Below are 23,880 nucleotides of genomic sequence, written 5' to 3'. Positions count from 1 at the left end.
AATAAAAAAAGAGGTGCGTAAGTGCCTCTTTTTTATTTTACAATTTAGAGTCGAATAATGCAATTTAAGTCCTGACACAAAAGGGATTATATTTGAGACTCATCCGCAAAGTCATTATCTTTACAGAAGTGACAAATAAAAAAAAGTTTGGTTTTTCATTGGGTTTTAGGCATTAACTACGCAAAACAACAACTACAACACAACTAAAACCCATGTTTAACTAATAATTAAAATTTATGATTCCACAATTATTTGTAGAAAGTATCGATTTAGGTGATGGAAGAAACATCACAATCGAGACAGGTCGTTTAGCAAAACAAGCTGATGGATCTGTAGTAATTAGAATTGGAAAAACAGTTATTCTAGGAACAGTAGTTTCTTCAAGAAAAGCAAGTCCAGGAATTGATTTTTTACCTTTAACGGTAGATTATCGTGAAAAATTTGCTGCAGCTGGTCGTTTTCCAGGTGGTTTTTTCAAAAGAGAAGCAAGACCTAGCGATAGCGAAGTATTAACAATGAGATTAGTTGACCGTGTTTTACGTCCGCTTTTCCCAAGTGATTACCACGCTGAAGTACAAGTTATGATTCAGTTAATGTCTCATGACGACGATGTTATGCCAGATGCATTAGCAGGACTAGCAGCATCAGCAGCACTTGCATTGTCTGACATTCCTTTTGAAACATTAATTTCTGAAGCTAGAGTTGGAAGAGTTGATGGAAAATTCATCATCAATCCAAGTCGTGCTCAATTAGAATTATCTGACATCGATATGATGATTGGAGCTTCTATGGATTCTATCGCAATGGTAGAAGGAGAAATGAAAGAAATTTCAGAAGCTGAAATGTTAGAAGCAATTAAATTTGCACACGAACACATCAAAAACCAAATTTCAGCACAATTGCGTTTGCAAGCTGCTTTTGGTAAAAAAGAAGTTCGTACTTACGAAGGAGAAAGAGAAGATGAAGCAGTTTACGCTAAAGTAAAAGCAGCATCTTACGATAAAATTTACGCTATTGCAAGCAAAGGATCTTCTAAACAAGAACGTACTGCTGCATTTGCAGAAGTGAAAGAAGAAGTAAAAGCATTATTTACAGAAGAAGAGTTAGCAGTTGATGGCGATTTAGTTTCTAAATACTTTTATAAAACTAACAAAGAAGCAGTTCGTAATGTAACTTTAGATTTAGGAACTCGTTTAGACGGAAGAAAAACTACTGAGATTAGAGATATCTGGTGTGAAGTAGATTATTTACCATCTGTTCACGGTTCAGCTTTGTTTACTCGTGGAGAAACTCAAGCATTGGCAACAGCAACTTTAGGAACTTCTAGAGAAGCAAACCAACTTGATTCACCATCTCAACAAGGAGAAGAAAAATTCTACTTGCATTATAACTTTCCACCATTTTCAACAGGAGAAGCTCGCCCACTAAGAGGAACTTCAAGAAGAGAAGTTGGTCACGGAAATTTAGCGCAAAGAGCGTTAAAAAACATGATTCCTGCTGATTGTCCTTATACAATTCGTGTTGTTTCTGAAGTATTAGAATCTAATGGTTCTTCTTCAATGGCAACTGTTTGTGCTGGAACATTATCATTAATGGATGCAGGTATCCAAATGATACGTCCGGTTTCTGGAATTGCAATGGGATTAATAACTGACGGAGATCGTTATGCTGTATTGTCTGACATTCTTGGTGATGAAGATCACTTAGGAGACATGGACTTTAAAGTAACTGGAACTTCTGAAGGAATTACAGCTTGTCAAATGGACATTAAAATTGACGGTTTAAAATACGAAATTATGGAAGCTGCTTTAGCTCAAGCTAGAGATGGTCGTTTGCATATTCTTGGAAAATTAATCGAAACTTTAGCAGCTCCAAAAGCAGATGTTAAAGCATATGCTCCAAAAATCATAACAAGAAGAATACCTAATGCTTTTATTGGAGCGTTAATTGGACCTGGAGGAAAAGTGATTCAAGAATTACAAAAAACTACTGGAACAACTATCGTTATCAATGAAGATCCTACTACTGAAGAAGGTGTTATTGAAATCTTAGGAACTGATCCTGCTGGAATTGAAGCAGTATTAGCTAAAATTAAATCTATCACTTTTAAACCACAAATGAATGTAGCTTATGACGTAAAAGTTATAAAGATGCTTGATTTTGGTGCAGTAGTTGAATACCTTGAAGCTCCAGGAAATGAAGTATTACTTCACGTATCTGAGCTTGCATGGGAACGCACAGAAAACGTTTCTGATGTTGTTAAAATGGGCGATGAGTTTCAAGTGAAATACTTAGGTATGGATCCAAAAACTAGAAAAGAAAAAGTGTCAAGAAAAGCGCTTATGCCTAGACCTCCACGTGAGGAGAAAAAAGAGTAATCAGATCTTAAGTTTACTAAAGGTTTATTTATAGAAAACCCCAATTCATTTAATTGAATTGGGGTTTTCGTTTATGTATAAAACTGCATGATAATTTATTATATTTACTATTCAAAATTGCAACAACATGACAAAAGAAACTGCCTTGAAATTATTTGAAGAGAAACAAATACGTTCAATATGGAATGAAGAGGATGAAAAATGGTATTTTTCTATTGTGGATGTTGTAGAAATATTGACCGAAAGTACTATCCCAAAAAGATACTGGACAGATTTAAAAAAGAAACTTACTAAAGAAGGAAGTCAGTTGTACGAAAATATCGTACAACTGAAATTTGCAGCGAAAGATGGGAAAAAATATGCAACTGATTGTATTGATACTACAAATCTATTAAGACTAGTACAGTCCATTCCATCTCCTAAAGCAGAGCCATTTAAGCTTTGGTTAGCAAAAGTCGGCAGCGAAAGATTAGACGAAATGCAAGACCCGGAACTTTCAATAGATCGTGCTTTAGAGTATTATCTACAATTAGGTTATTCTGAAAACTGGATTAATCAACGCTTAAAGAGTATTGAAATTCGAAAAGAATTAACTGATGAATGGAAAAGTAAAGGATTAAAAGAAGGAGCTCAATTTGCCATTCTAACTGATATTATTACCAAAGCTTGGTCAGATAAAACAACCAAAGAATATAAAATCCTTAAAGGTTTGAAAAAAGAGAATCTTCGTGATAATATGACCAACACTGAATTGATCTTAAACATGCTAGCCGAAGCTTCAACCAAAGATATTTCCCAAGCAGTAAATCCAGAAACTTTTGGCGAAAGCAAAAAAGTAGCCCAACAAGGCGGTAATGTCGCTAAAGTAGCTTTAAAAGAATTAGAATCTAGAACAGGCAAAAAAGTAGTGAGTGCTTTATCAGCAAAAAAACTTTTAGACCATAATTTAATTGAGGAAAAAGAACAATAGCAAGATGGTATTTTTGAAATAAAACTGTCGGTAACAAGAAGCATTCTCACATTTAAAAGATTTAAAAAATACCGGCAAGACTTCGAATAAAAAAAAACATGATCACATCTCTATTTTGCATTAGGGATAGAAGCAATTGTTTGAGCTCTTATTGTGAAGCGCAGCGAAACAATAAAGCGAGTGCGCATAGCCCGGGCCGCAGGTAATGCCCATACTTAAACTCACTACAATTAAAAATTAAAAAATTCTTTTCAAATTATTGTAACTTTTTTGCAACTCTGTACGTATAACTATTTGTACACTTAAAAATTGAGGACACAAAAACATGAGACAACTTAAAATCACCAAGCAGGTAACGAATCGTGAAACTGCATCATTAGACAAATATTTACAAGAAATTGGAAAAGTTGATCTTATTACAGCTGACGAGGAAGTAGAATTAGCTCAAAAAATTAAGGCTGGGGATCAAAAAGCCCTAGAAAAATTGACAAAAGCTAATTTACGTTTCGTTGTTTCGGTGGCTAAACAATACCAAAATCAAGGATTAACTCTTCCTGATTTAATTAACGAAGGAAACTTAGGATTGATTAAAGCAGCACAACGTTTTGATGAAACACGTGGTTTCAAATTCATTTCGTATGCAGTTTGGTGGATTCGTCAATCGATTTTACAAGCTCTTGCTGAGCAATCTCGTATCGTTCGTTTGCCTTTGAACAAAATTGGTTCTATCAATAAAATCAACAAGATGTACGCTTTGTTAGAGCAATCTAATGAACGTCCACCGTCTGCTGAGGAAATTGCAAAAGAACTTGACATGACTGTAAATGACGTAAAAGAGTCAATGAAAAACTCTGGCCGTCATTTATCAATGGATGCACCTCTTGTAGAAGGAGAAGATTCTAACCTTTATGACGTTTTACGTTCAGGTGAGTCTCCAAATCCAGATAGAGAATTAATCCACGAATCTTTACGTACTGAAATTGAGCGTTCATTAGAGACATTAACTCCAAGAGAAGCTGATGTTGTTCGTTTATACTTTGGTTTAGGTGATCAACACCCAATGACTTTAGAGGAAATTGGAGAAACTTTTGACCTGACTCGTGAGCGTGTTCGTCAAATTAAAGAAAAAGCAATTCGCAGATTGAAACATACTTCAAGAAGTAAAATTCTTAAAACTTATTTAGGATAAAAATATAAAATCAAAATTTTTAAATTCCAAATTCTAATTAATGGGATTTGGAATTTTAAATGTTATGATTTTTACAGTGAACAACAGTTTGATTGACTGTTCGTTTTTTGATTGATGATTGAAACTCCGGCTGATTACCGGAGTTTTGCTTTTTTATCCCCCTAGCCCCCGAAGGTGGAATTATGAACACATTGCTATTAAAATCAAGTTGATTCAAGAAAATATAATATGGATCGCAAACCATGTAATTATGGCAATCATAGCTCTCCAACTTTGTCATTCTGACGAAGGAAGAATCTTCATTTGTTGCTCTCTTTTGTAACGATTTCTTGGCCTTTCGGGTAAACCCTCGAATACTAATTGATTGGGATAAAAACAAACAATTTTCGCACCTATCAGCCATTACTTACTAACATTGAGCTTTTATAATAAAGGAAATTTTTGTCTTTACAAAAAAACTTTCGCAATCGTTTTAAATAAACTAATTTTGCAGAAACTACAACTTAATAATCTGATTCAACTACAGATTAAACAACAACACAAATGAAAAATACTCTTATTGCACCTTCGGTATTAGCAGCTGATTTTGGAAATTTACAACGTGACATTGAAATGATTAACAATTCTGAAGCAGACTGGTTTCATATTGATATTATGGATGGTGTTTTTGTACCGAATATCTCTTATGGAATGCCAGTTTTAGAAGCAATTACTAAACATGCTACTAAAACCATAGATGTTCATTTAATGATAATTGATCCTGATCGTTATATTAAAACATTTGCTGAATTAGGTGCAAATATATTAAGCGTACATTATGAAGCTTGCACTCACCTTCATAGAACCTTACAAGCAATCAAAGCAGAAGGAATGAAAGCAGGAGTTGCCATCAATCCACATACTAATATTGATTTATTAGAGGATGTAATAAATGATATTGACTTGGTTTGCATCATGAGTGTAAATCCAGGATTTGGAGGACAATCTTTCATCGAGAACACTTATGCTAAAGTTAAAAAGCTAAAAGCATTAATCAATAGAACCGGAGCTACTACGCTTATCGAAGTTGATGGTGGCGTTACTAACAAAAATGCAAAACAACTTGTTGAAGCTGGAGCTGACGTTCTAGTAGCTGGAAGCTTTGTATTTAAAGCCGAAAATCCAACGCAAACCATACACGATTTAAAAGAACTTACTAGCATCTAGAAAATGGCGCTGATAGCGCCATTTTTTGTTTCTACTATTTCTTAGCTTGCTTAAAAGTTAGCCACCTCTGCATAAATATTATCGTCATACAGAAAACGTTTTATTTTGCGAAATTTAGGCTCTAGCCCAGATAGAAGCGGCATCCTTTTCCATCGCCTCATTAGGCGAAGGAAGAGATATAGCACATAGCTGGAAACAGCTCCTAAAAATAAAAATCACAGCAACAATAATTTATTTTGGAAACTTAGAAATAGCATTTGTTATACTCTAAAGCTTTAAGCATTCGAAAGGTTGAAAGGTTGAAAAAAGTAGTGACAACAAGACACAAAAAAACCGCCAATCTTGCGAGAGGCGGTTTTGTTTTAATCTATAACAGCATTTTCTTTTTTGTCATAGAAATGATATTCTAAATACGTGTAAGCATCACGAGGTATGATTTTCACCCACTTTTTATGTTCAAGAAACCATTTTGAACGTAATGATGGAAAACCTTTGGTAAGGTATGCGGCCACAAATGGATGTACGTTAAGCACAACATCTTTGTGGTTCTTTAAAACTCTTTCTAAATCAAAATTAATCTTATCAATGATTTGAATTGGCGCTTCAATTTCGCCACTCTCATTGTTAGGATCTTCTTCTCTAGTTTTAATATTTACTTCTGGTCTTACTCTTTGTCTGGTAATTTGGACTAATCCAAATTTGCTAGGAGGTAAGATTTTGTGTTTTGCTTTATCATCGCTCATTTCTTCTTTCAAGAAATCGAACAAGACTTTACGATTTTCGGGATTAGACATGTCGATAAAATCAACTACAATTATACCACCCATATCACGTAGACGCAATTGTCTAGCGATTTCAGCAGCTGCAATCATATTCACTTCCATGGCTGTATCTTCCTGATTGGTTGCCTTATTAGAACGGTTTCCGCTGTTCACGTCGATAACGTGTAACGCTTCAGTATGTTCAATAATAAGATACGCTCCCTTACTCATGGATACTGTTTTTCCAAAAGAAGTCTTGATTTGTCTCTCTATATTATATTTCTCGAAAATTGGAGTGTCTTTAGATTGATAAAACTTAACAATTGATTGTTTGGATGGTGCAATTTCTTGCAAGTAATCCTTTGTTTGGTTGTACAACTCTTCATCATCAATTTGAATACCACTAAAGGTATCATTAAAAACGTCTCTCAATATTGAAGATGCTCTATTGAGCTCTCCTAATACTTTAGACGGGTGATGAGCAGTTGGTAATTTTTTACACATTGCAGTCCATCTGCTTAGCAGGTTCTGCAAATCTTTTTCTAATTCTACTGTACTTTTGCCTTCGGCTACTGTGCGAACAATAACACCAAATCCTTTTGGTTTGATGGATTGTACAAGACGTTTCAAACGATCCTTTTCTTTTTTGTCTTCTATTTTTTGCGAAATAGAAACACGGTCAGAAAACGGAACCAAAACTATAAATCTTCCGGCAAGAGAAAGCTCAGCGCTAATTCTTGGTCCTTTTGTAGATATAGGTTCTTTGACAACTTGTACTAAAACAGATTGATTGGAACTCAATACATCAGTAATGGTACCATCTTTGTCTATTTCTTTTTCAAACTGAAAGGTTTTTAGGGAGAAATCTTTTAATTTACCTGCGCTTACAAGTTTTATGAATTTCAATTGGGAAGCTAAATTAGGACCTAAATCGTGATAATGTAAAAAGGCATCTTTTTCATAGCCAACATTTACAAAAGCAGCGTTAAGTCCTGCAACTGGCTTCCTTATTTTAGCGATAAAAATATCACCAACTTGGAAGTTGCTTTCTTCTTCTTCTTTGTGTAATTCAATTAGTTTTCCATCTTTTAATAAGGCAAAATCTACGGCTTCAGAACTAGATCTAATGATTAATTCTTTATTCATCTGTAAATTTTTATCCGAACTTTTTGGCAATAGGCAATAAGCACTAGGCGATAAGCAAAACATGGCTTATAGCTTACAGCTTGAAGCTAAAACTGAATTGTAAGGATGGATTAAACAATATTTTAACAGGTATTGTACCCGGAGAAAATTAGCTAGCAGTAAGCAGCTGTAAGTGGCCAGTAAACTGAACACTAATTACTAGAGACTGAATACTAATTTTCGATTTCAATGAACTTTTAAAAAGAAAAAAGTAGTTATAAACTACTTTTTCTTTTTGTGACGGTTAGCTCTCGCTCTTTTTTTACGTTTGTGAGTTGCTACCTTATGTCTCTTTCTTTTTTTACCACTTGGCATATCTTGTCGATTTTATGATTAATTAATATTATTATTTTGCTTCGTTATTTGTCTTAACTCCTTCTACGAAAACTTTTGCAGGTTTAAATGCAGGGATATTGTGTGCAGGAATTTTTATTGTTGTATTTTTTGAGATATTTCTACCTGTCTTTTCAGCTCTAGTTTTCACAATAAAACTTCCAAAACCTCTTAAATACACATTGTCCCCAGTCTCTAATGAATTTTTTACTTCATTCATAAAAGTCTCTACAGTTGCCTGAACATCTCCTTTTTCAAGACCTAGTTTCTCTGAAATTTTTGCTACGATATCTGCTTTCGTCATTTTCTTTCCTATTATATTATGTTGTACTATTTTTTTGAGGTTGCAAATATATGAATTTAAAAAACAATTATTCAAGCTAATTCATTAAATTTTAATCACATAAACTTTTACTTTTGCAGTCTAATATTTAAACATGAATTTTTCTAACTTACTGATAAAATGGTACTTACAAAATAAGCGGGATTTACCATGGCGAAACACCACCGACCCTTACCCTATTTGGCTCTCTGAAATCATGCTTCAACAGACGCGAGTTGCACAAGGAATGCCTTATTTTTTATCTTTCACAACTGCTTTTCCAACTGTTTTTGACCTTGCAACGGCAAGTGAAGAACAAGTGTTAAAACTCTGGCAAGGTTTGGGCTATTACTCCAGAGCTCGAAATTTACATAAAACCGCGCAATATATCGCATCTGATTTAAACGGAATTTTCCCTGATAACTATAATGAGTTACTTAAATTGAAAGGAGTTGGAGAATATACGGCTGCCGCAATAGCTTCCTTCTCCTACAATGAAGTGGTTCCTGTTGTTGACGGTAATGTATTTAGAGTACTATCACGCTACTTTGACATTGAAACTGATATTACTCAGGCTTCCGCCAAAAAAGAATTTGCTGCTTTAGCTTTCGAACTGATGCCAAAAGACAATCCAGCCATTTTTAATCAAGCTATTATGGAGTTTGGCGCTTTACAGTGCGTCCCTAAAAGTCCAAATTGTACCATTTGCGTTTTTAACGAAAGTTGCGCGGCTTTACAAAAGAAGAAAGTAGATCAATTACCTGTAAAGTCTAAAAAGATAAAAGTCCGAAATCGCTACTTTAATTATATAGTAGCATCTGATGAAAGTGAAAACACTATAATTCACAAACGAATTGCTAAAGGGATCTGGCATAATTTATACGAGTTTCCATTACTTGAGACCGATCAAGAGGAAGGCTTTAACTTTGTTGCTGAGCAAATACAAAACGAATATTTTAAAGAAAACATTATTTCAAGTATATCAGAAACACATGAAAAAAGTATTCTTCACAAATTATCACATCAGCACTTACATATTAAATTCTGGAAGGTAAATGTTGAAGGATTAATTAAAGACGGAATAAATCAAGAAACTTTAAAGACTTTGCCTTTTCCAATAGTTATTCATAATTTTATTGAAAAGGAATTAAATTAAATAATTCTAAAAAAATGTATCTTTGATTAAATACCCCAATTTACAATGAACGGAACATTAAATAAAGTGATGCTAATAGGTTTTCTTGGCGATGACATCAAGATGCATTACTTTGAAGGAGGTAACTGTATCGGTAAATTTCAGTTAGCTACAAACGAAGTCTACATCAACAAAACCACTAATGAAAAAATCACTTCTACGGAGTGGCATAATCTAGTGGTGCGCAATAAAGCTGCTGAACTTTGCGAAAAATATCTTTCTAAGGGAGACAAAATTTATGTTGAGGGACGCATCAAGTCAAGACAATGGCAAGGTGAGGACGGAAGCACTAAACATACTAGTGAAATTCAAGTCACTGAATTTACTTTTCTAACCACTAAAAAGGAGAGTGAAAGTAACAAACAATTTCCTGCAACTGATAATACAAAAAACACTAATTTTGAGCCAGAAAAAAATGACTTGTCAATTAACGACTTGCCATTTTAAATGTTTAACTAATCTTTTTTAATTTGGACCCAGAGCCCAGTTTGCCGTTTATAAATGCGATCGATACTGATCTAGCATTTGGACTTTTAGCAATAGTTGCTTTACTATTTTGTTCTGCATTACTTTCAGGTGCAGCAGTAGCTTTATTCTCTCTTTCAGAAAAAGATATCGATGAGATAAATCAAGATAACAATTCGAAAGGAAAAATAATATCCAAACTTTTAGAAAAACCAAAAAAACTATTAGCAACACTTATGATTGCTAATAATTTTGTCAATATTACTATAATACTATTTTTCTCGTTCATTGGCGATAACTTATTTGCAGCAATAGTTAACCCAACTTTGAAATTCATTGTAGAAATTATCACAATTACGTTCTTGATATTGCTTTTTGGCGAAGTGGTACCAAAAATATATGCAAGTAGAAAAAACATAAAATTTGCTAAGCTAGCTGCCTACCCGATTGCTTTTTTAGACAAATTACTTTCTCCTATTAGTATTCCAATGCGTGCAATTACAATCTATTTGCACAATAAATTAGGAAAGCAAAAAACGAACTTCTCTGTCGATCAATTGTCGCAAGCGTTAGAACTTACAACTTCAGAAGACTCATCAACTGAAGAGCAAAAAATCCTAGAAGGAATTGTTAGTTTTGGAAACACTGATACCAGACAGGTAATGAGTCCGCGTATTGATATTTTTGCATTAGAAATAACAGAAACATTCGCTGATATATGTCCGAAAATTATAGACAAGGGATATTCTAGAATTCCAGTGTATCGAGACAATATTGATCAGATAGAAGGCGTTCTATATGTGAAAGACTTACTACCACATATTAATACGAATGAATTTGATTGGAAAATATTGCTGAGAGAGCCATTTTTTGTACCTGAAAACAAGAAATTAGACAATTTGCTGAAAGATTTCCAAGGGATGAAAAGTCATTTAGCAATTGTAGTAGATGAATATGGAGGAACTTCAGGACTTGTATCACTAGAGGATGTTATTGAAGAAATTGTAGGTGATATTAGTGACGAGTTTGATGACGAACATTTAAACTTCTCTCAAATTGATGAAAAGAATTTTCTTTTTGAAGGTAAAATAAACCTCAAAGACTTCTACCGTATTATCGATGTTGACGAAGAAGTGTTTGAGAATAGAAAAGGAGAAGCAGAAACACTTGCTGGATTCATTCTAGAGATTTTAGGCAACTTTCCAAAAAAGAATCAAAAAGTTTCATTTGAAAATTGTTTGTTCACAATTGAAACAGTGGATCAAAAAAGAATCAAACAAATAAAAGTAACGATTGAATAAGCATTAACTCTTACCAAATCTTAATTAGTTTGTAAAAAAGCTAATCCTTTAAACAGTAAGATTAAATAATTTAAATTAATAATGACAAAAAAGAAAATCGCTTTTTCACTATTACTCTTCCTTTCATTACTAACTATTAGCTGTAAGGACGATGCGTTACCAAAGCCATCTAGCTATTTAAGATTAGATTATCCTGAGGCTAAATATGTGAATTTTGAAAACGAGTGCGCGTATTCTTTCGAAATAAATTCAGATGCGATAATTAAAAAGGAAAAAGAGTGTGACTTCGCGATTACTTATCCTAAAATGAAGGCCACTATTTATTTAACGTACAAACCCGTGACTAACAATATAGAAAAATTATTAAAGGACGCACAAAAGTTAACGTACGGACATGTAATAAAAGCTGATGATATACTTGAACAACCTTACTTAAATCCTAATAAAAAAGTATACGGTATGTTCTATCAAGTGGAAGGAAATGCAGCAACTAATGCTCAATTTTACGCAACAGACAGTACTAAAAATTTTATAACTGCATCTGTTTATTTTTATGCAAAACCGAATTACGATTCCATTATGCCCGCCGCAAGTTATATAAAAAACGACATGCAACGTTTAATGGAAACTTTAAAATGGAAATAAAAAGACATAAAAAAAGCATTCGAAACTTACGAATGCTTTTATTATAATTTAAAAGTAATTCTTACGACTTCACATTAGATACAGTGTACGATTTACCGTCAGCAGCTGATTCCACTACCTTAGTCAATTTTTCCTGGTTCAGAACTGTTTTATCGAAAGTCACCGTAGCTAATTTTGTATCAAAATCAACTTTAGCATCTTGAACGCCATCTAGTGCCGTTAAATCCTCTTGGATAGTTTTAGCACAACCTATAGCGCAAGTCATTCCATCAATAGAAAAACTTGTTGTTTGTAGATTTACCGCAGCAATCTCTTTTTTAACTTTTGGAGCAACAACTTCAGTATTTACAGCTGTTTCCTTCAAATCTGTTTCGTTAGATTTCTCTTTACACCCTACAAATAATATACTTGCAACCGCTAAAGTCAGTATTGAATTTTTGAAATTCATTATATTATAATTTAAAGATTAGTAGCAAAATTTTATAATGCAAAATTAATCAAAAAAAGAGGGACTAATTCATAAAATATTTACAATTTTGAACCAAAATTATTTCTATGAAAAGCACGCAGATTAAATGGTTCTATTTATTAGCTCTTGCCTTAGTTTGGGGAAGTTCTTTTATACTTATAAAAAAAGGACTTATCGGATTAACTGCCTTTCAATTAGGGTCATTAAGAATTATTTTTGCATCTGTTTTTTTATTACTAATTGGACATAAAAGTTTAGCTAAAATTCCAGCTAAAAAGTGGAAATACATTGCGTTGACATCTATGTTTGGAACATTTTTTCCTGCTTATCTATTTGCCATTGCACAAACTGAAATCGACAGCTCTGTTAGTTCCATTTTAAATTCACTCACACCGCTAAATACTTTGATTTTGGGAGCATTAGTTTTTGGATTACAATTTAAGAGAAATCAGGTATTTGGTATTCTAATTGGCTTAGCGGGAAGTGCATTATTAGTTTTAAATGGTGCTGCTAATCATCCCGAACAAAATTACTATTACGCTATTTTAGTTTTGATCGCATCAATATGTTACGCAGTAAACGTAAACTTGATAAAAAAATATTTACATGATTTAACGCCTTTAAGCATAACCACAGGTAATTTTACAATTCTATTTATACCTGCATTTATGATTTTATTTTTTTCTGGATTTTTTGAAGTAATCCAAGAAGCAAATGTGCAGCAGTCGGTTTTGTTTATAATGATTCTCGGGGTAGTAGGAACTGGTATTGCTAATATTTTATTTTTCAAATTAATTCAAATATCTTCTCCCGTTTTCGCCACTTCGGTAACGTACTTAATTCCGGTCGTTGCTTTTGGATGGGGATTATTCGATAATGAAATGCTCACTCCTATTCAGTTTTTCGGTGCCTTTATAATTTTAATCGGTGTTTATTTATCTGCGAAAAAATAAAATTTTTAGTGGTTTTAACTTTTCGAAATAAGACAAAAAAAAGGCTGTCTAATAAAAGACAGCCTTGATTACTTATCAGTACCTATTATTTAAAATCAGCATCTGATACACCTTCATTAATTTTCACTTCTGACATTTTTACGTCTAGTTCAAATCCTGCATTCTGTATAACATTAAATGGCACTTTAACACCTTTCACTTCTTTGTAATCACCATAAGAAGTAGTTTGCGTCATCGTTTTTCCACCTTGTTCCATTACTTTCGATTCAGCAATTTTCAATCCTGAAGTTACGTCGTAAAATAAAGTAGTTTTACCGTTTTTAACTGCATATGCATCTTTACCATTCACTGACTCAATGTTTTCTAAAATCAATCCAGATTTTTTAGAAAGAGATAACTCTTCAAAAGGAACTGCAGACGCTCTCATTTCAGTAAGCATTTCGCCCTCAACATTTTGGCGTTGTCCTTGTTGCATTATGTAAGCTCCTTTTTCGTTCAAAACTTGCTTCATCAAACTCATTGTCCCCATAGCTAGTTCAACCATAAGCTTTCCTTTAACATCAATTTTTGACGTAAAAGTTAATGGAGATGGTGCTTGAGGAATTGTAGTAGTTCCATTCATCACAATTGTTTTCACTGCTGAAGCTGCTTTTTCTCCTCCTATAGCTTTTATGTAGGCGTCAATAACACTTTTTGCCGTTACTCCTGCTGGTACTGGTTTTTTCAATTCCGGTTTTGCAGTTGGATTTCCATACTTATCAAAGTAGAAAACAGGCATATTTAACTTTTCTAATCCAGCAGCTACATCTGAAGCTTTACCTACGATTACAATTCTACTGTTGTCAATTTTAAAATATTTATTAGCTACTCTCAAAACATCATCAGCCGTTACAGCACTTACATTTTTAATATAGTTCTCATAGAAATCAGCAGGTAAACCTTGTGACTGAATTCTTAAAGCATAACCAGCAACTGTTTGTGGCTTTTCAATTTGCATTACAAATCGACCAATGTAACCTGCTTTTACGCTTGCTAACATATCTTCACTCACTTTTTCAGTTCTGATTTTTTTATATTCTTTCATGATTTCCACAACAGTGCTATCTGTTACAGAGTTTCTTACTTGAGTAGATGCATTAAATGTACCGATGCGCTTATCTCCGCTAATAGCAGTTCTAGCACCATAAGTCCAACCATGAGCTTCTCTCAAATTCATATTGATATAACTATTAAAATCACCACCTAAAATTTGATTAGCAATTAATACTGCAAAATAATCAGGATCGGTCATTTTTAGATTAGACATATTTATAACTGAAACTTCAGACTGAACTGCATTTGGCATATCGATAAAATTGATTTGCGTGTTTGCAACATCTTTTGGATCATTAAATTTGACAGAAGGGGCAGTCGCTTTTTTCCATGAGCCAAAAAACTTCTCAACCATTTTTTTAGTTTCCTTCAATTTTACGTCACCTACAATAATCAAGTACGCATTACTTGGTACAAAATAAGTATTATAATTTGCCTTAACATCTTCTAATGTTACGTTTTTCAAAGTCGCTTCACTTACAAATTCTCCCGCAGGATGATCTTTACCGTAAGCTAAAACACTTTCCACTCTTCTAGCAACAGCTGAAACACTTTTTTCATTCGCTTTTAAGCCTTCGATAAGTTTAGTTTTTTCCTTATCAAATTCTTCTTGAGTAAAATTAGGATTAAGTGCTCCGTCAGCCATAAGTTCTAATATTCTACCTGAATATTTAGACAAAGTACTTGCTGCAGCTCCGTTCGAACTAAATCTAACATTAGCTCCTAGAAAATCTACTTCTTCATTAAAAGCATTTTTAGAAATTTTAGTAGTACCACTTCCCATCAAAGTACTTGTCATATCAGACACTCCTTTTTTATCAGCTTCAGTATATGGATCATTGTCCAAAGTAAGACTAAAGGCTACACGAGGCAACTTGTGGTTTTCAACAACCATAACTTTCAAGCCATTTTTAAGCTCAAAGGTTTGAGGTTTTCCAATTTTTACAGTAGGTGCTACACCTGGTTTAGGTTGAGGGATGATTTGTCCTTGCATAATTATAGTCAAGAACAAGCTTGATAAAATTAATATTGATTTTTTCATAATGATATATCTTAGTTTTGAGCTTTCTCTTTAGATGGAACGTAATCCAAGACTAATCTTTGATTTGGATTTAAATATTTTTTAGCAACGTCTCTAATCTCTTCACGAGTGATTGAATGATAGATATCAATATCAGTGTTGATTAAGTTTACGTCACCATACAATAAATAAAAGGAAGCAAGATTATCTGCAATACCATCAATGGTTGAATTACTATCCACATATTGATTTTCGAATTTGTTCTGTAGTTTTTGTAAATCTTTTTCAGAAATTAATTCTGTTTGAAGCGCTACAATTTCAGCATCGATTGCAGTAAGGATGTCTTGAGGAGTATTTGGCGCTTGAGGCAACCCGTAAATAATGTAACTTCCGTAATCCTCTTGACTATTACTAAAAGCACCTATTTGTAATGCCATTTTCTTTTCGTCTACAATTTTCTTGTATAATCTAGAGCTTTTTCCATCAGTCAAAATTGACGAAATCATATCTAACACTCTTGCATCTCTCGTTTTCATTGAAGGTGTTCTATAAGCCGCAACTATTGCAGGAATTTGAATGTTTGAATCCTCAAATTTAGCTTTGATAGTTTGCGTGATAGGATCTTCGACAAAAGTTTCTCTTTTAACTTCAGCTCCTTTTTTAATGCGTCCAAAATATTTTTGAATCCATTCTTTAGCTTGATCCTTTTTGAAATCACCTGCCACAACTAGCACAGCATTGTTAGGAACATAAAATTTCTTGTTGAAAGCTTGGAACTCTTCTAAAGTAGCAGCATCTAAATGATCCATTGATCCAATAGTTGCCCAACGATAAGGGTGTTTCTTAAATATATTCTTTTTTACTTCTGCAAGAAAGTTTCCGTAAGGCTGATTGTCAACACGGAGTCTTTTCTCTTCCTTAACCACTTCATTTTGCGTGTCTACACCTATTTGGTTAATAATAGGATGCAACATTCTTTCAGCTTCCATCCAAAGACCTAGTTCAAGGTTGTTTGATGGGAAAACTTCGTAGTAATACGTTCTATCATCAGTCGTGTTTGCATTGTTAACACCACCGTTACTAGTTACAATTTTAAACCATTCACCACGTTTAATATTCTCAGTACCTTCAAATAATAAATGTTCAAAAAAATGTGCAAAACCGGTTCTCTCTGGATTTTCGTCTTTAGCACCTACATGGTACATTACAGATGTGATTACAGTGGGAGCCGATTGATCATTGTGTAAAATTACATGTAAGCCATTGTCTAATGTGTATTCTTCAAATGCTACTTTTTGAGCAGATGCCACTCCTCCTAGCATAAACAAAGCGCTTAAAGCCATTAATGATTTTTTCATAGGGTTAATAATTTTGTTAATATGAATAGTAAGTAGTGTTTCCCTCGTAAATGTTACATTTTAAATAGGAAAAAATAGACTTTAACAATTGTTGATTTATATTTTAAAATAGTATTTTCGAACAAGAAAAAGTGATCTCCTATTAAGTAGTGATATTTTTTACGACACAGATTGCGAGTTAAAAATATATTTGTATATTTGCAACCTTAAAAATTATTAAAACCAATCAGTATGTATGCAATCGTAGAGATAGCAGGGCAACAGTTCAAAGTAAGCAAAGACTTAAAGGTTTATGTTCACCGTTTGACTAATGAAGAAGGTTCAAGTGTTTCATTTGACAAAGTTCTTTTATTAGATGATAATGGAACAATCACTTTAGGCGCCCCAGCTATAGAAGGTGCTTCAGTAGAAGCTAAAGTGTTACAACACTTAAAAGGAGATAAAGTTATCGTTTTCAAAAAGAAAAGAAGAAAAGGATACAAAAAGAGAAACGGTCATAGACAATATCTTACTCAAATTGTAATCGAAGGAATTACTGGTGTAGGTGCAAAAAAAGCGGCTCCAAAAACTGAAAAAGTTACAGAAGCAAAAGCTCCAAAAGCATCTAAGAAAGCAGATGATTTAAAACTTATTGAAGGAATTGGACCAAAAGCTGCTGAAGCATTAGTTGCTGCAGGAGTTGACACTTTTGCTAAATTAGCTAAAGCGTCTGCTGATTCAGTTAAAGAAATTTTAACTACTGCTAGCTCAACTTTGTCTCATTTAGATCCTACTACTTGGGCTCAACAAGCACAATTAGCTGCAGATGGTAAAATGGATGAATTAAAAAAATTACAAGATGAATTAAACGGTGGTAAAGCTGTTTAATTAATTACTAACAAAATAAACTAATACGTCATGGCTCACAAGAAAGGTGTCGGTAGTTCGAAGAATGGTAGAGAATCAGAATCAAAACGTTTAGGCGTTAAGATTTTTGGTGGTCAAGCTGCTATTGCTGGGAACATCATCGTAAGACAAAGAGGTTCAAAACACAATCCAGGTGAAAATGTTTACATCAGTAAAGATCACACGCTACACGCAAGAGTAGATGGAGTTGTTATGTTCCAAAAGAAAAGAGATAACAAATCTTATGTATCTATACTTCCATTTGAAGTTGAAGCATAATTAAATTGTTTTTGAATTAGAAAAGCCTTTAGAGAAATCTAAAGGCTTTTTTTTGGAGTTATTTGAGCGAAACGTCTATCTTGAATATTGGAATACACATATAAGTGAGACGCTTCCAGCGTGACAAACGTAATTGTAAAAAAAATGCAAAATGTTTATAAACCAAGTTTGAATAAGAATTCTAACTCATCCATAAAAAACTAGAAAAATGCTCCCGAATTGGACACCTTAAGAAGGATAATAATTGTGCATTTTGATACATAAATCCAAAAAAAAACACTGTAAACATTAAATTTACAGTGTTTTGATTAAACTTATTGAGAAGTGGTGGCCGCGACAGGGTTCGACTCATACGCGTAACTACCTCAATATCTGTAAATTAACTATTATTATTTTTTTATGCTCCCTAATTAGGCACCTTTCTAATTTTTTGTAATGATAAGCATAATTATTAGTATAAAAAAGCACTAGTGAAATCTTCGATAAACTAAAAACAGTAGTACTCCCCCATTCTGTGCCACTTGTACTTCCCTTAGCGATAGAACGGGGGGCGATGTATGTAGTGTCTTACCACGCGTATACGGAAAATATTTTTTTTTAAATTTTTGGTTTTTATAAAAATTCTAGATCGGTTTCAAGTTGGATGCCGTTGTAAAATAGTATAAATAGCATTAGATCTAATGCTTAGTTATTTAATAAACCGGTAAAACAACTTCCTAGCTGTCGCAAAACGGCTTGCAGAAGATCTCAAATAGCTAACTAAACCTCAACACAAGAGTAAGTACTATCTTTATTAAAGGGCACGTTTTAAGAACTTCATATTTAGCTATAACATACCCTCTCAAACAGGACTACCCCGCTTATAATATAAAATAGGTTTACGAATATAAAATTGGGGCGGCGAACTTATAAAGAAAGCTCTCAAGCTAATAAGGAGCCAAAAAGTATATAAGAATAACTGTACGTTCCCGATTGCTTTAATTGTGTGCTCGATTTTTTTGGAAGGGTGCCATTGCAAACAGTTGTTTTTTAGATAAATTCTCCATGGCAGTCTTCAGAAAAAATGAGCTTAGCCCTACGGCGATTGAGTTATGTACAACTACAATAACACCCCCAAGCACCGCAAGAAAAATATGGAGTTTATGGAATATTTTTAGAGGAGCGAAGTTGGCGGTGTTGCGGCAATCGAACAGCCACGCTAAACCGAGAATGGAACGAAAGCTTTGCGAAGAGTAATGTAGGGATTGCAGCGTGAAACGGCGGGAAAAGAATAAAAGACAGCCTTTGGCGTTCCTTGATTTAGGGCAAAGTGATAATGGAGCCAACCCCGATGGCTGTGCGAAGGAGCAACCGCTGAAAACACTGAGGGTGGCAGACATTATATTGCTGGAATGCAGTGGCACGGAGCCTGTGGAGTATAATGAAATGAAGCGGTATTGTGGATGCATTAGCCCGACCGAACGCAGGAAGTGAGCGTGTGTAGACTGGGAAAGCAGACAACAAAAACAGAGCTTCTCACTTTCGAGTGGCTCTGTTTATGGTGTCAATTGTTCTATGGAATGGAGGGCGGAACAACCGACTGGAATAGCCCAGCGAAACTAAGGGAATGCACGAAGAGAGACCGCTTGATTGCGCGTAGATACCTCAAATTAAATTATTGCAAGGTTGTAAAAGGTAAGTGAAATTGCACTAAATTTATTGGTTGCAGAAAGAATGAGGAAAATCAACAATCTGTTGTAACTTACTGTAAACTAAATTTTAATAACACATATATGAGTACTAATTTAGCAGGAACAATAGGAGTAGTTTTATTTATCCTAACAGTCATACTGGGTCTATCAAGTCAATCAGGAATTGCGTTCGTATGTTTGGCCTTATCATTATACTTCTTTTGGGTATCAAGCAATGCAAAGAATTAGAATGAGTGAGAAACGAACATAGGTTTTCAACAAGAAAACCTATGAATAACTTGGTCCGTAACTATTTCGGCAAGAATCCGCAACACGTACTAATTCATTCTGATCTAAAAACCCGAAGTTAGTATTACATCGGTTATTCCATATGTCAAGAGCAATCAATTGCCCCATAATGGCAGTTTTATGACCTGACATAAATGACATTGCAGCAGCTCCAATCATTTTAAAATCAGCCGCAAGCAAGGGGCGGTTACAACGAATACAGTCTTCTATATACATTTCAAATGTTCTTGATATTTTTATCTTTTCATAAATTTGACTATACATATTTTCCCCATTTTCGAGAACATAACGTCTTTTGTAATCGTCTACTATTATTTTGTAAGCACTCATTTATTTGATTCATTAGGTTAGAAATATATACCTTCAGCTTGAAAATATATTAGATGAAAAAAAGTGTCAAAATAAAACCTCAAGTCCATTCTGGTTTAGTGCCATAACCATAAAACTGTTCAGCAATCGGATCATTACCAAATTCAACAGGAAAGGGAGTATCACTATTATAAGAAATATCATCATAGTCAATCTCGAGATGAACTCTACGATATAATTCTTTCTCTTGTTCATCATTAAATTGAATTGCAATATCTCTTAGTAAAAAGTAATTAATATCGGTTTTAATTTTTTTTTCGTGTGGACCTTCGATATAATCTTTTTCAAAATTACATTCGAATTTATTCATATGTATACGCATTGTTTGATAGTCGAGCCTAAACCACGAATCAGGATCATACATATTTTTAAAAATTCCAGAGTTATTTAGTAAATATAAAGTAAAAGTTTGCTTCCCAAAGTAAGATAATATACCCATAATTTTAAGATTTAATTGTTAGTAATCTGCTTCTTCACTCAAAGTTTCCATAATTTCACGGAAGCTGTTTAGGCCTGCTTCTATATTTTCAATGATCTCTTCTGCTAGAACATCTGGATCAGGTAGATTGTCTAGATCAGCAAGGCTTTTGTCCTTGATCCAAAATATATCGAGGTTGGTTTTATCTCTGGCTATAATCTCATCATAGGTAAATTTACGCCATCTACCGTCAGGGTTTTCCTCGCTCCAAGTTTCGGTTCTTTTATGTTTGTTGTCAGTGTTGTACACGTCGATGAAGTCCTGTAGATGCGCCATTCGCATTGGATTTTTCTTTGGTGTATGGTGTATATTATTTCTGTAATCATATATCCAAACATCCTTAGTCCAAGCACTTTTAGAGGCTGGCTTGTTATCAAAAAACAAGACATTAGCTTTTACTCCCTGCGCGTAAAATATACCTGTAGGCAAGCGTAAAATGGTATGTAGCTCGGTGGTCTTTAAAAGTTCTTTACGCACTGCTTCACCTGCTCCACCTTCAAACAAAACATTGTCGGGTAGCACTACGGCAGCTTCTCCTGTAATCTTCAACTGGGACTTGATGTGCTGCAAGAAGTTTAACTGCTTGTTCGACGTAGAAGCCCAGAAGTCTTGGCGGTTATAGCTTAAATCCTGTTTCTCCAGGAGGCCTTCTTCATTCGTACTTGTCATACTACTTTTTTTACCGAAAGGTGGATTAGCTAACACATAATCGTATCGGCTACCATCATCAGCAATTAAAGCATCAGCACCGGAGATAAATGTGTCTCCATCAATTTCGCCTATGTTATGCAAGAACATATTCATCAAGCACATTCTACGAGTGTTGGCAACAATCTCGTTACCGTGGAACGTTTTGTTCTTTAAGAACTCTTTCTCTTCACGATCTAGTTTGTTGTTAGCTACTATGTAATCGTAGGCTGCCAGAAAGAATCCTCCAGTCCCGCAGGCAGGATCCGTAATGGATTTTAGAGGCTTTGGCTTTATGCAGGCAACCATAGTTTTTATTAATGCCCTTGGGGTAAAATACTGTCCTGCGCCAGACTTTGTGTCCTCGGCATTTTTCTCTAGTAATCCCTCGTATATCTTTCCTTTGATATCGGCTCCCATCAAGCTCCACTGCTCCTTGTCAATCATATCAATGATTTTTAAGAGCTTAGCAGGATCTTGAATTTTATTCTGACTTTTAGTAAAGATTTGTCCTAATATTCCTTTTTCAGTAGACAAGCTGCGGAGCATTTGATTGTAAAACATTTCCAGTTCTGCTCCTCTCTTACCTGAGAGAGTTGGCCAGTTACAAACCTCACCATCTTCAATCTCCTTATTGTCTGAATCCTTCATTTTTGGAAAAACAAGGTTTTTAGAATAGGGTGGCTTGTTCAACTCGTCTGCCATCTTTAAGAATAACAAGTATGTTATTTGCTCTAGGTAATCTCCGTAACCTACACCATCGTCACGTAGTACATTAGCGAAGTTCCATACCTTTGATATTATTGTAGATTCTGTCATTTTATTTTTTTTCTTTTACTCTTTTCTTACTAACTGCCGCCTTTTTTACTCCAGTTGCTTTCTCTGCTTTTATCCTTTTCAACAACACACTTGAAGGCTCATAATCAGAAGCAGACTTGCAGGCTGCTAATTCCTGCTCGCTCAATAACTTGCCCTCAAAAGCCTTCTTAAGGATGCTTTGGCGCAAAGCCTTCGACTTTTCTAAACTCTCTACAATGCTTTCTTCTACCTTTTCACATACCGACAAACGGCTTTCTATTTCTTGTACGATTTGGCGTTGTTCTTCAATTGACGGAATAGGTATAGGAATTTCTTTTAATTCTGCCATACCGACCATATTAGGCATTGCTGAACCTAATGCTTTTGTAAAAATCAATCTCTGAAAAGTCTCTGACCTAAACAGCATAACGAAGAATTTTTTTAAAATAATTTTCTCGTCTAAGTCAATTTTAAGTAATGCTTGATTTATTATACCTACATCTGCATCATCAGGTAAAAGACAAATCCGACCTAATGTTGCGCCGGAACAGCTTACGATCATATCACCGGCTTGCGCTTTAAAAGCTTTTAATTCCTCAAATTTTGCATCTGTCACAAAATATCTATGACGATAGGGGTCATCATTTATGGCGTGTCCTTGTTCATACACCACTACTCCCTTTTCAACAAAAAAAGATTTTGTTAACGCACTGCCAAAAGGCCCTCTCTTTAAGGCATACTTGTTATTACAAGTTATAGTTTTCCAAGGTAACGATAGCCAATTATTAGGTACTTTATAAGTTAATTCATCATCCTCAAATTTAGGAAAATATTTTCCGTTAGAAATGCTTTTTGACTTAATGGCTTGTTCCTTTCCCTTTATCAGTTTAGTTAAAAAAACATCCATGGTATACGGGTTCTTATACCTCCAAGCTTTAGTTAGGTTTCCTTCAAAAGCAGACTTTAGAACAGAATGCCTATACGTCACCAATTGCTGTTGTGCTTTCTTAAGATCAGCAATACCGCTATCTAAACTGCTAAATAATTCTTCTATTTTAGCTACTATGGCGCGTTGTTCGGGTAGTGGAGGTAATTTTATCGCCTGTTTTTCTATGTGTTGATAATGCCTGGCATATCCCTTATCTGAAATTTTATGCACTAGTATCTTAGTAAAAAAGGCTAACAATTTCGCATTAACAAATTCCTTTGGTTGTAACACTTTGGTACCATCAGCTCCAGGAGCAAAGGGAAATCTAATAATCTTGACTATTTTAGTGTGGTCTCCAAAAACAATGACAGGTAATTTACATACCAATATTTTGGAGTCGTCATTTGTGTAACCCCCTATAGTTGATTGTCCCTGATCAACAACTGCAATTTTACCGTCTTTTAGATAATCTTTTTGCTTCAACTTTTGCTTAGATGTTGGAATTTTATCTACCACATCTTTATACTGTAATTCTATCCAATCTTCCTTTAAAGTATTATTTTTCATTTTCATTTTTTAAAAATACGCAGGGACTCCTTGTGTGCACTGGGTTTTTGGTTACTTTCTCGTTTCT

21 protein-coding genes are annotated in these 23,880 nt (G+C 34.3%); 12 read left to right on the top strand and 9 right to left on the bottom strand.

Annotated features, from left to right (window positions below; translation table 11 throughout):
* Positions 1-236 precede the first annotated feature (236 nt).
* The 4 genes from BC961_RS01570 to rpe all read left to right on the top strand — a co-directional run bounded on the left by BC961_RS01570 (position 237) and on the right by rpe (position 5,743).
* Positions 237-2,378, top strand: a complete 2,142-nt coding sequence (locus BC961_RS01570; protein ID WP_121924098.1) for a polyribonucleotide nucleotidyltransferase — start codon at positions 237-239, stop codon at positions 2,376-2,378.
* A 127-nt stretch (positions 2,379-2,505) separates the two neighbouring features.
* Positions 2,506-3,348, top strand: a complete 843-nt coding sequence (locus BC961_RS01565; protein ID WP_121924097.1) for a BRO-N domain-containing protein — start codon at positions 2,506-2,508, stop codon at positions 3,346-3,348.
* Between the two features lie 325 nt (positions 3,349-3,673).
* Positions 3,674-4,537, top strand: a complete 864-nt coding sequence (locus tag BC961_RS01560; RefSeq protein WP_007137700.1) for a sigma-70 family RNA polymerase sigma factor — start codon at positions 3,674-3,676, stop codon at positions 4,535-4,537.
* A 543-nt stretch (positions 4,538-5,080) separates the two neighbouring features.
* Entirely contained in the window at positions 5,081-5,743 is a 663-nt protein-coding gene (gene rpe / locus BC961_RS01555) for a ribulose-phosphate 3-epimerase (RefSeq protein WP_121924096.1), read from the top strand.
* Positions 5,744-6,105: 362 nt separating this feature from the next.
* On the opposite strand, the gene BC961_RS01550 is transcribed toward rpe, so the two are convergent.
* Both BC961_RS01550 and BC961_RS01545 read right to left on the bottom strand, forming a co-directional pair.
* Positions 6,106-7,650: an Rne/Rng family ribonuclease gene (locus BC961_RS01550; RefSeq protein WP_121924501.1), complete on the bottom strand. Its 1,545-nt coding sequence runs from the start codon at positions 7,648-7,650 to the stop codon at positions 6,106-6,108.
* Between the two features lie 385 nt (positions 7,651-8,035).
* The gene (locus tag BC961_RS01545; RefSeq protein ID WP_262706551.1) at positions 8,036-8,356 is read right to left on the bottom strand and encodes an HU family DNA-binding protein; all 321 of its coding nucleotides are present in this window, start codon (positions 8,354-8,356) and stop codon (positions 8,036-8,038) included.
* A 103-nt stretch (positions 8,357-8,459) separates the two neighbouring features.
* On the opposite strand from BC961_RS01545, the gene mutY reads away from it, so the two are divergent.
* The 4 genes from mutY to gldD all read left to right on the top strand — a co-directional run bounded on the left by mutY (position 8,460) and on the right by gldD (position 11,950).
* Positions 8,460-9,500, top strand: coding sequence for an A/G-specific adenine glycosylase (mutY, locus tag BC961_RS01540; protein ID WP_121924095.1), 1,041 nt, complete (start codon positions 8,460-8,462; stop codon positions 9,498-9,500).
* 45 nt (positions 9,501-9,545) lie between these two features.
* Positions 9,546-9,986: a single-stranded DNA-binding protein gene (locus BC961_RS01535; RefSeq protein ID WP_121924094.1), complete on the top strand. Its 441-nt coding sequence runs from the start codon at positions 9,546-9,548 to the stop codon at positions 9,984-9,986.
* A 23-nt stretch (positions 9,987-10,009) separates the two neighbouring features.
* Positions 10,010-11,305: a gliding motility-associated protein GldE gene (locus BC961_RS01530; RefSeq protein WP_121924093.1), complete on the top strand. Its 1,296-nt coding sequence runs from the start codon at positions 10,010-10,012 to the stop codon at positions 11,303-11,305.
* Positions 11,306-11,386: 81 nt separating this feature from the next.
* Positions 11,387-11,950: a gliding motility lipoprotein GldD gene (gene gldD / locus BC961_RS01525; protein ID WP_121924092.1), complete on the top strand. Its 564-nt coding sequence runs from the start codon at positions 11,387-11,389 to the stop codon at positions 11,948-11,950.
* A gap of 61 nt (positions 11,951-12,011) precedes the next feature.
* On the opposite strand, the gene BC961_RS01520 is transcribed toward gldD, so the two are convergent.
* Positions 12,012-12,398, bottom strand: a complete 387-nt coding sequence (locus BC961_RS01520) for a heavy-metal-associated domain-containing protein (protein ID WP_121924091.1) — start codon at positions 12,396-12,398, stop codon at positions 12,012-12,014.
* 107 nt (positions 12,399-12,505) lie between these two features.
* Between BC961_RS01520 and BC961_RS01515 the strand changes: the two genes are divergently transcribed.
* Positions 12,506-13,372 carry a DMT family transporter gene (locus BC961_RS01515; protein WP_121924090.1) on the top strand — a complete coding sequence of 289 codons (867 nt, stop codon included), beginning with the start codon at positions 12,506-12,508 and terminating at the stop codon, positions 13,370-13,372.
* Positions 13,373-13,457: 85 nt separating this feature from the next.
* Here BC961_RS01515 and BC961_RS01510 read toward each other — a convergent pair whose 3' ends face one another.
* Together BC961_RS01510 and BC961_RS01505 are read right to left on the bottom strand one after the other, a co-directional pair.
* The gene (locus BC961_RS01510; RefSeq protein WP_245980783.1) at positions 13,458-15,506 is read right to left on the bottom strand and encodes a M16 family metallopeptidase; all 2,049 of its coding nucleotides are present in this window, start codon (positions 15,504-15,506) and stop codon (positions 13,458-13,460) included.
* Between the two features lie 11 nt (positions 15,507-15,517).
* The gene (locus BC961_RS01505; RefSeq protein WP_121924088.1) at positions 15,518-16,843 is read right to left on the bottom strand and encodes a M16 family metallopeptidase; all 1,326 of its coding nucleotides are present in this window, start codon (positions 16,841-16,843) and stop codon (positions 15,518-15,520) included.
* Positions 16,844-17,074: 231 nt separating this feature from the next.
* Here BC961_RS01505 and rplU point away from each other — a divergent pair, with 231 nt between their 5' ends.
* The 3 genes from rplU (at position 17,075) to BC961_RS14670 (ending at position 19,926) form a co-directional block, all read left to right on the top strand.
* Positions 17,075-17,710 carry a 50S ribosomal protein L21 gene (rplU, locus tag BC961_RS01500; protein ID WP_121924087.1) on the top strand — a complete coding sequence of 212 codons (636 nt, stop codon included), beginning with the start codon at positions 17,075-17,077 and terminating at the stop codon, positions 17,708-17,710.
* A gap of 30 nt (positions 17,711-17,740) precedes the next feature.
* Positions 17,741-18,007 carry a 50S ribosomal protein L27 gene (gene rpmA, locus BC961_RS01495; protein ID WP_121924086.1) on the top strand — a complete coding sequence of 89 codons (267 nt, stop codon included), beginning with the start codon at positions 17,741-17,743 and terminating at the stop codon, positions 18,005-18,007.
* A gap of 1,772 nt (positions 18,008-19,779) precedes the next feature.
* A complete protein-coding gene (locus BC961_RS14670) occupies positions 19,780-19,926 on the top strand; it encodes a hypothetical protein (RefSeq protein WP_170151276.1) in 147 nt (48 codons plus the stop codon).
* A 39-nt stretch (positions 19,927-19,965) separates the two neighbouring features.
* Here the strand turns inward: BC961_RS14670 and BC961_RS01485 are convergent, their stop codons facing one another.
* The 4 genes from BC961_RS01485 to BC961_RS01470 form a co-directional block, all read right to left on the bottom strand.
* On the bottom strand, positions 19,966-20,316 hold the full coding sequence (locus BC961_RS01485) for a hypothetical protein (RefSeq protein WP_121924084.1): 351 nt from the start codon (positions 20,314-20,316) through the stop codon (positions 19,966-19,968).
* A 79-nt stretch (positions 20,317-20,395) separates the two neighbouring features.
* Complete coding sequence (locus BC961_RS01480; RefSeq protein ID WP_121924083.1) at positions 20,396-20,794, bottom strand: hypothetical protein; 399 nt, start codon at positions 20,792-20,794, stop codon at positions 20,396-20,398.
* An 18-nt stretch (positions 20,795-20,812) separates the two neighbouring features.
* Complete coding sequence (locus BC961_RS01475; protein WP_121924082.1) at positions 20,813-22,339, bottom strand: class I SAM-dependent DNA methyltransferase; 1,527 nt, start codon at positions 22,337-22,339, stop codon at positions 20,813-20,815.
* A gap of 1 nt (position 22,340) precedes the next feature.
* A complete protein-coding gene (locus BC961_RS01470; protein WP_170151275.1) occupies positions 22,341-23,813 on the bottom strand; it encodes a restriction endonuclease subunit S in 1,473 nt (490 codons plus the stop codon).
* Positions 23,814-23,880: the final 67 nt, after the last annotated feature.

The sequence above is a fragment of the Flavobacterium weaverense genome, assembly GCF_003688495.1.
GTDB classification, from domain to species: domain Bacteria; phylum Bacteroidota; class Bacteroidia; order Flavobacteriales; family Flavobacteriaceae; genus Flavobacterium; species Flavobacterium weaverense.
Note: the sequence above shows the minus strand (reverse complement) of the source record. Positions and strands in the feature narration are given on the sequence as shown.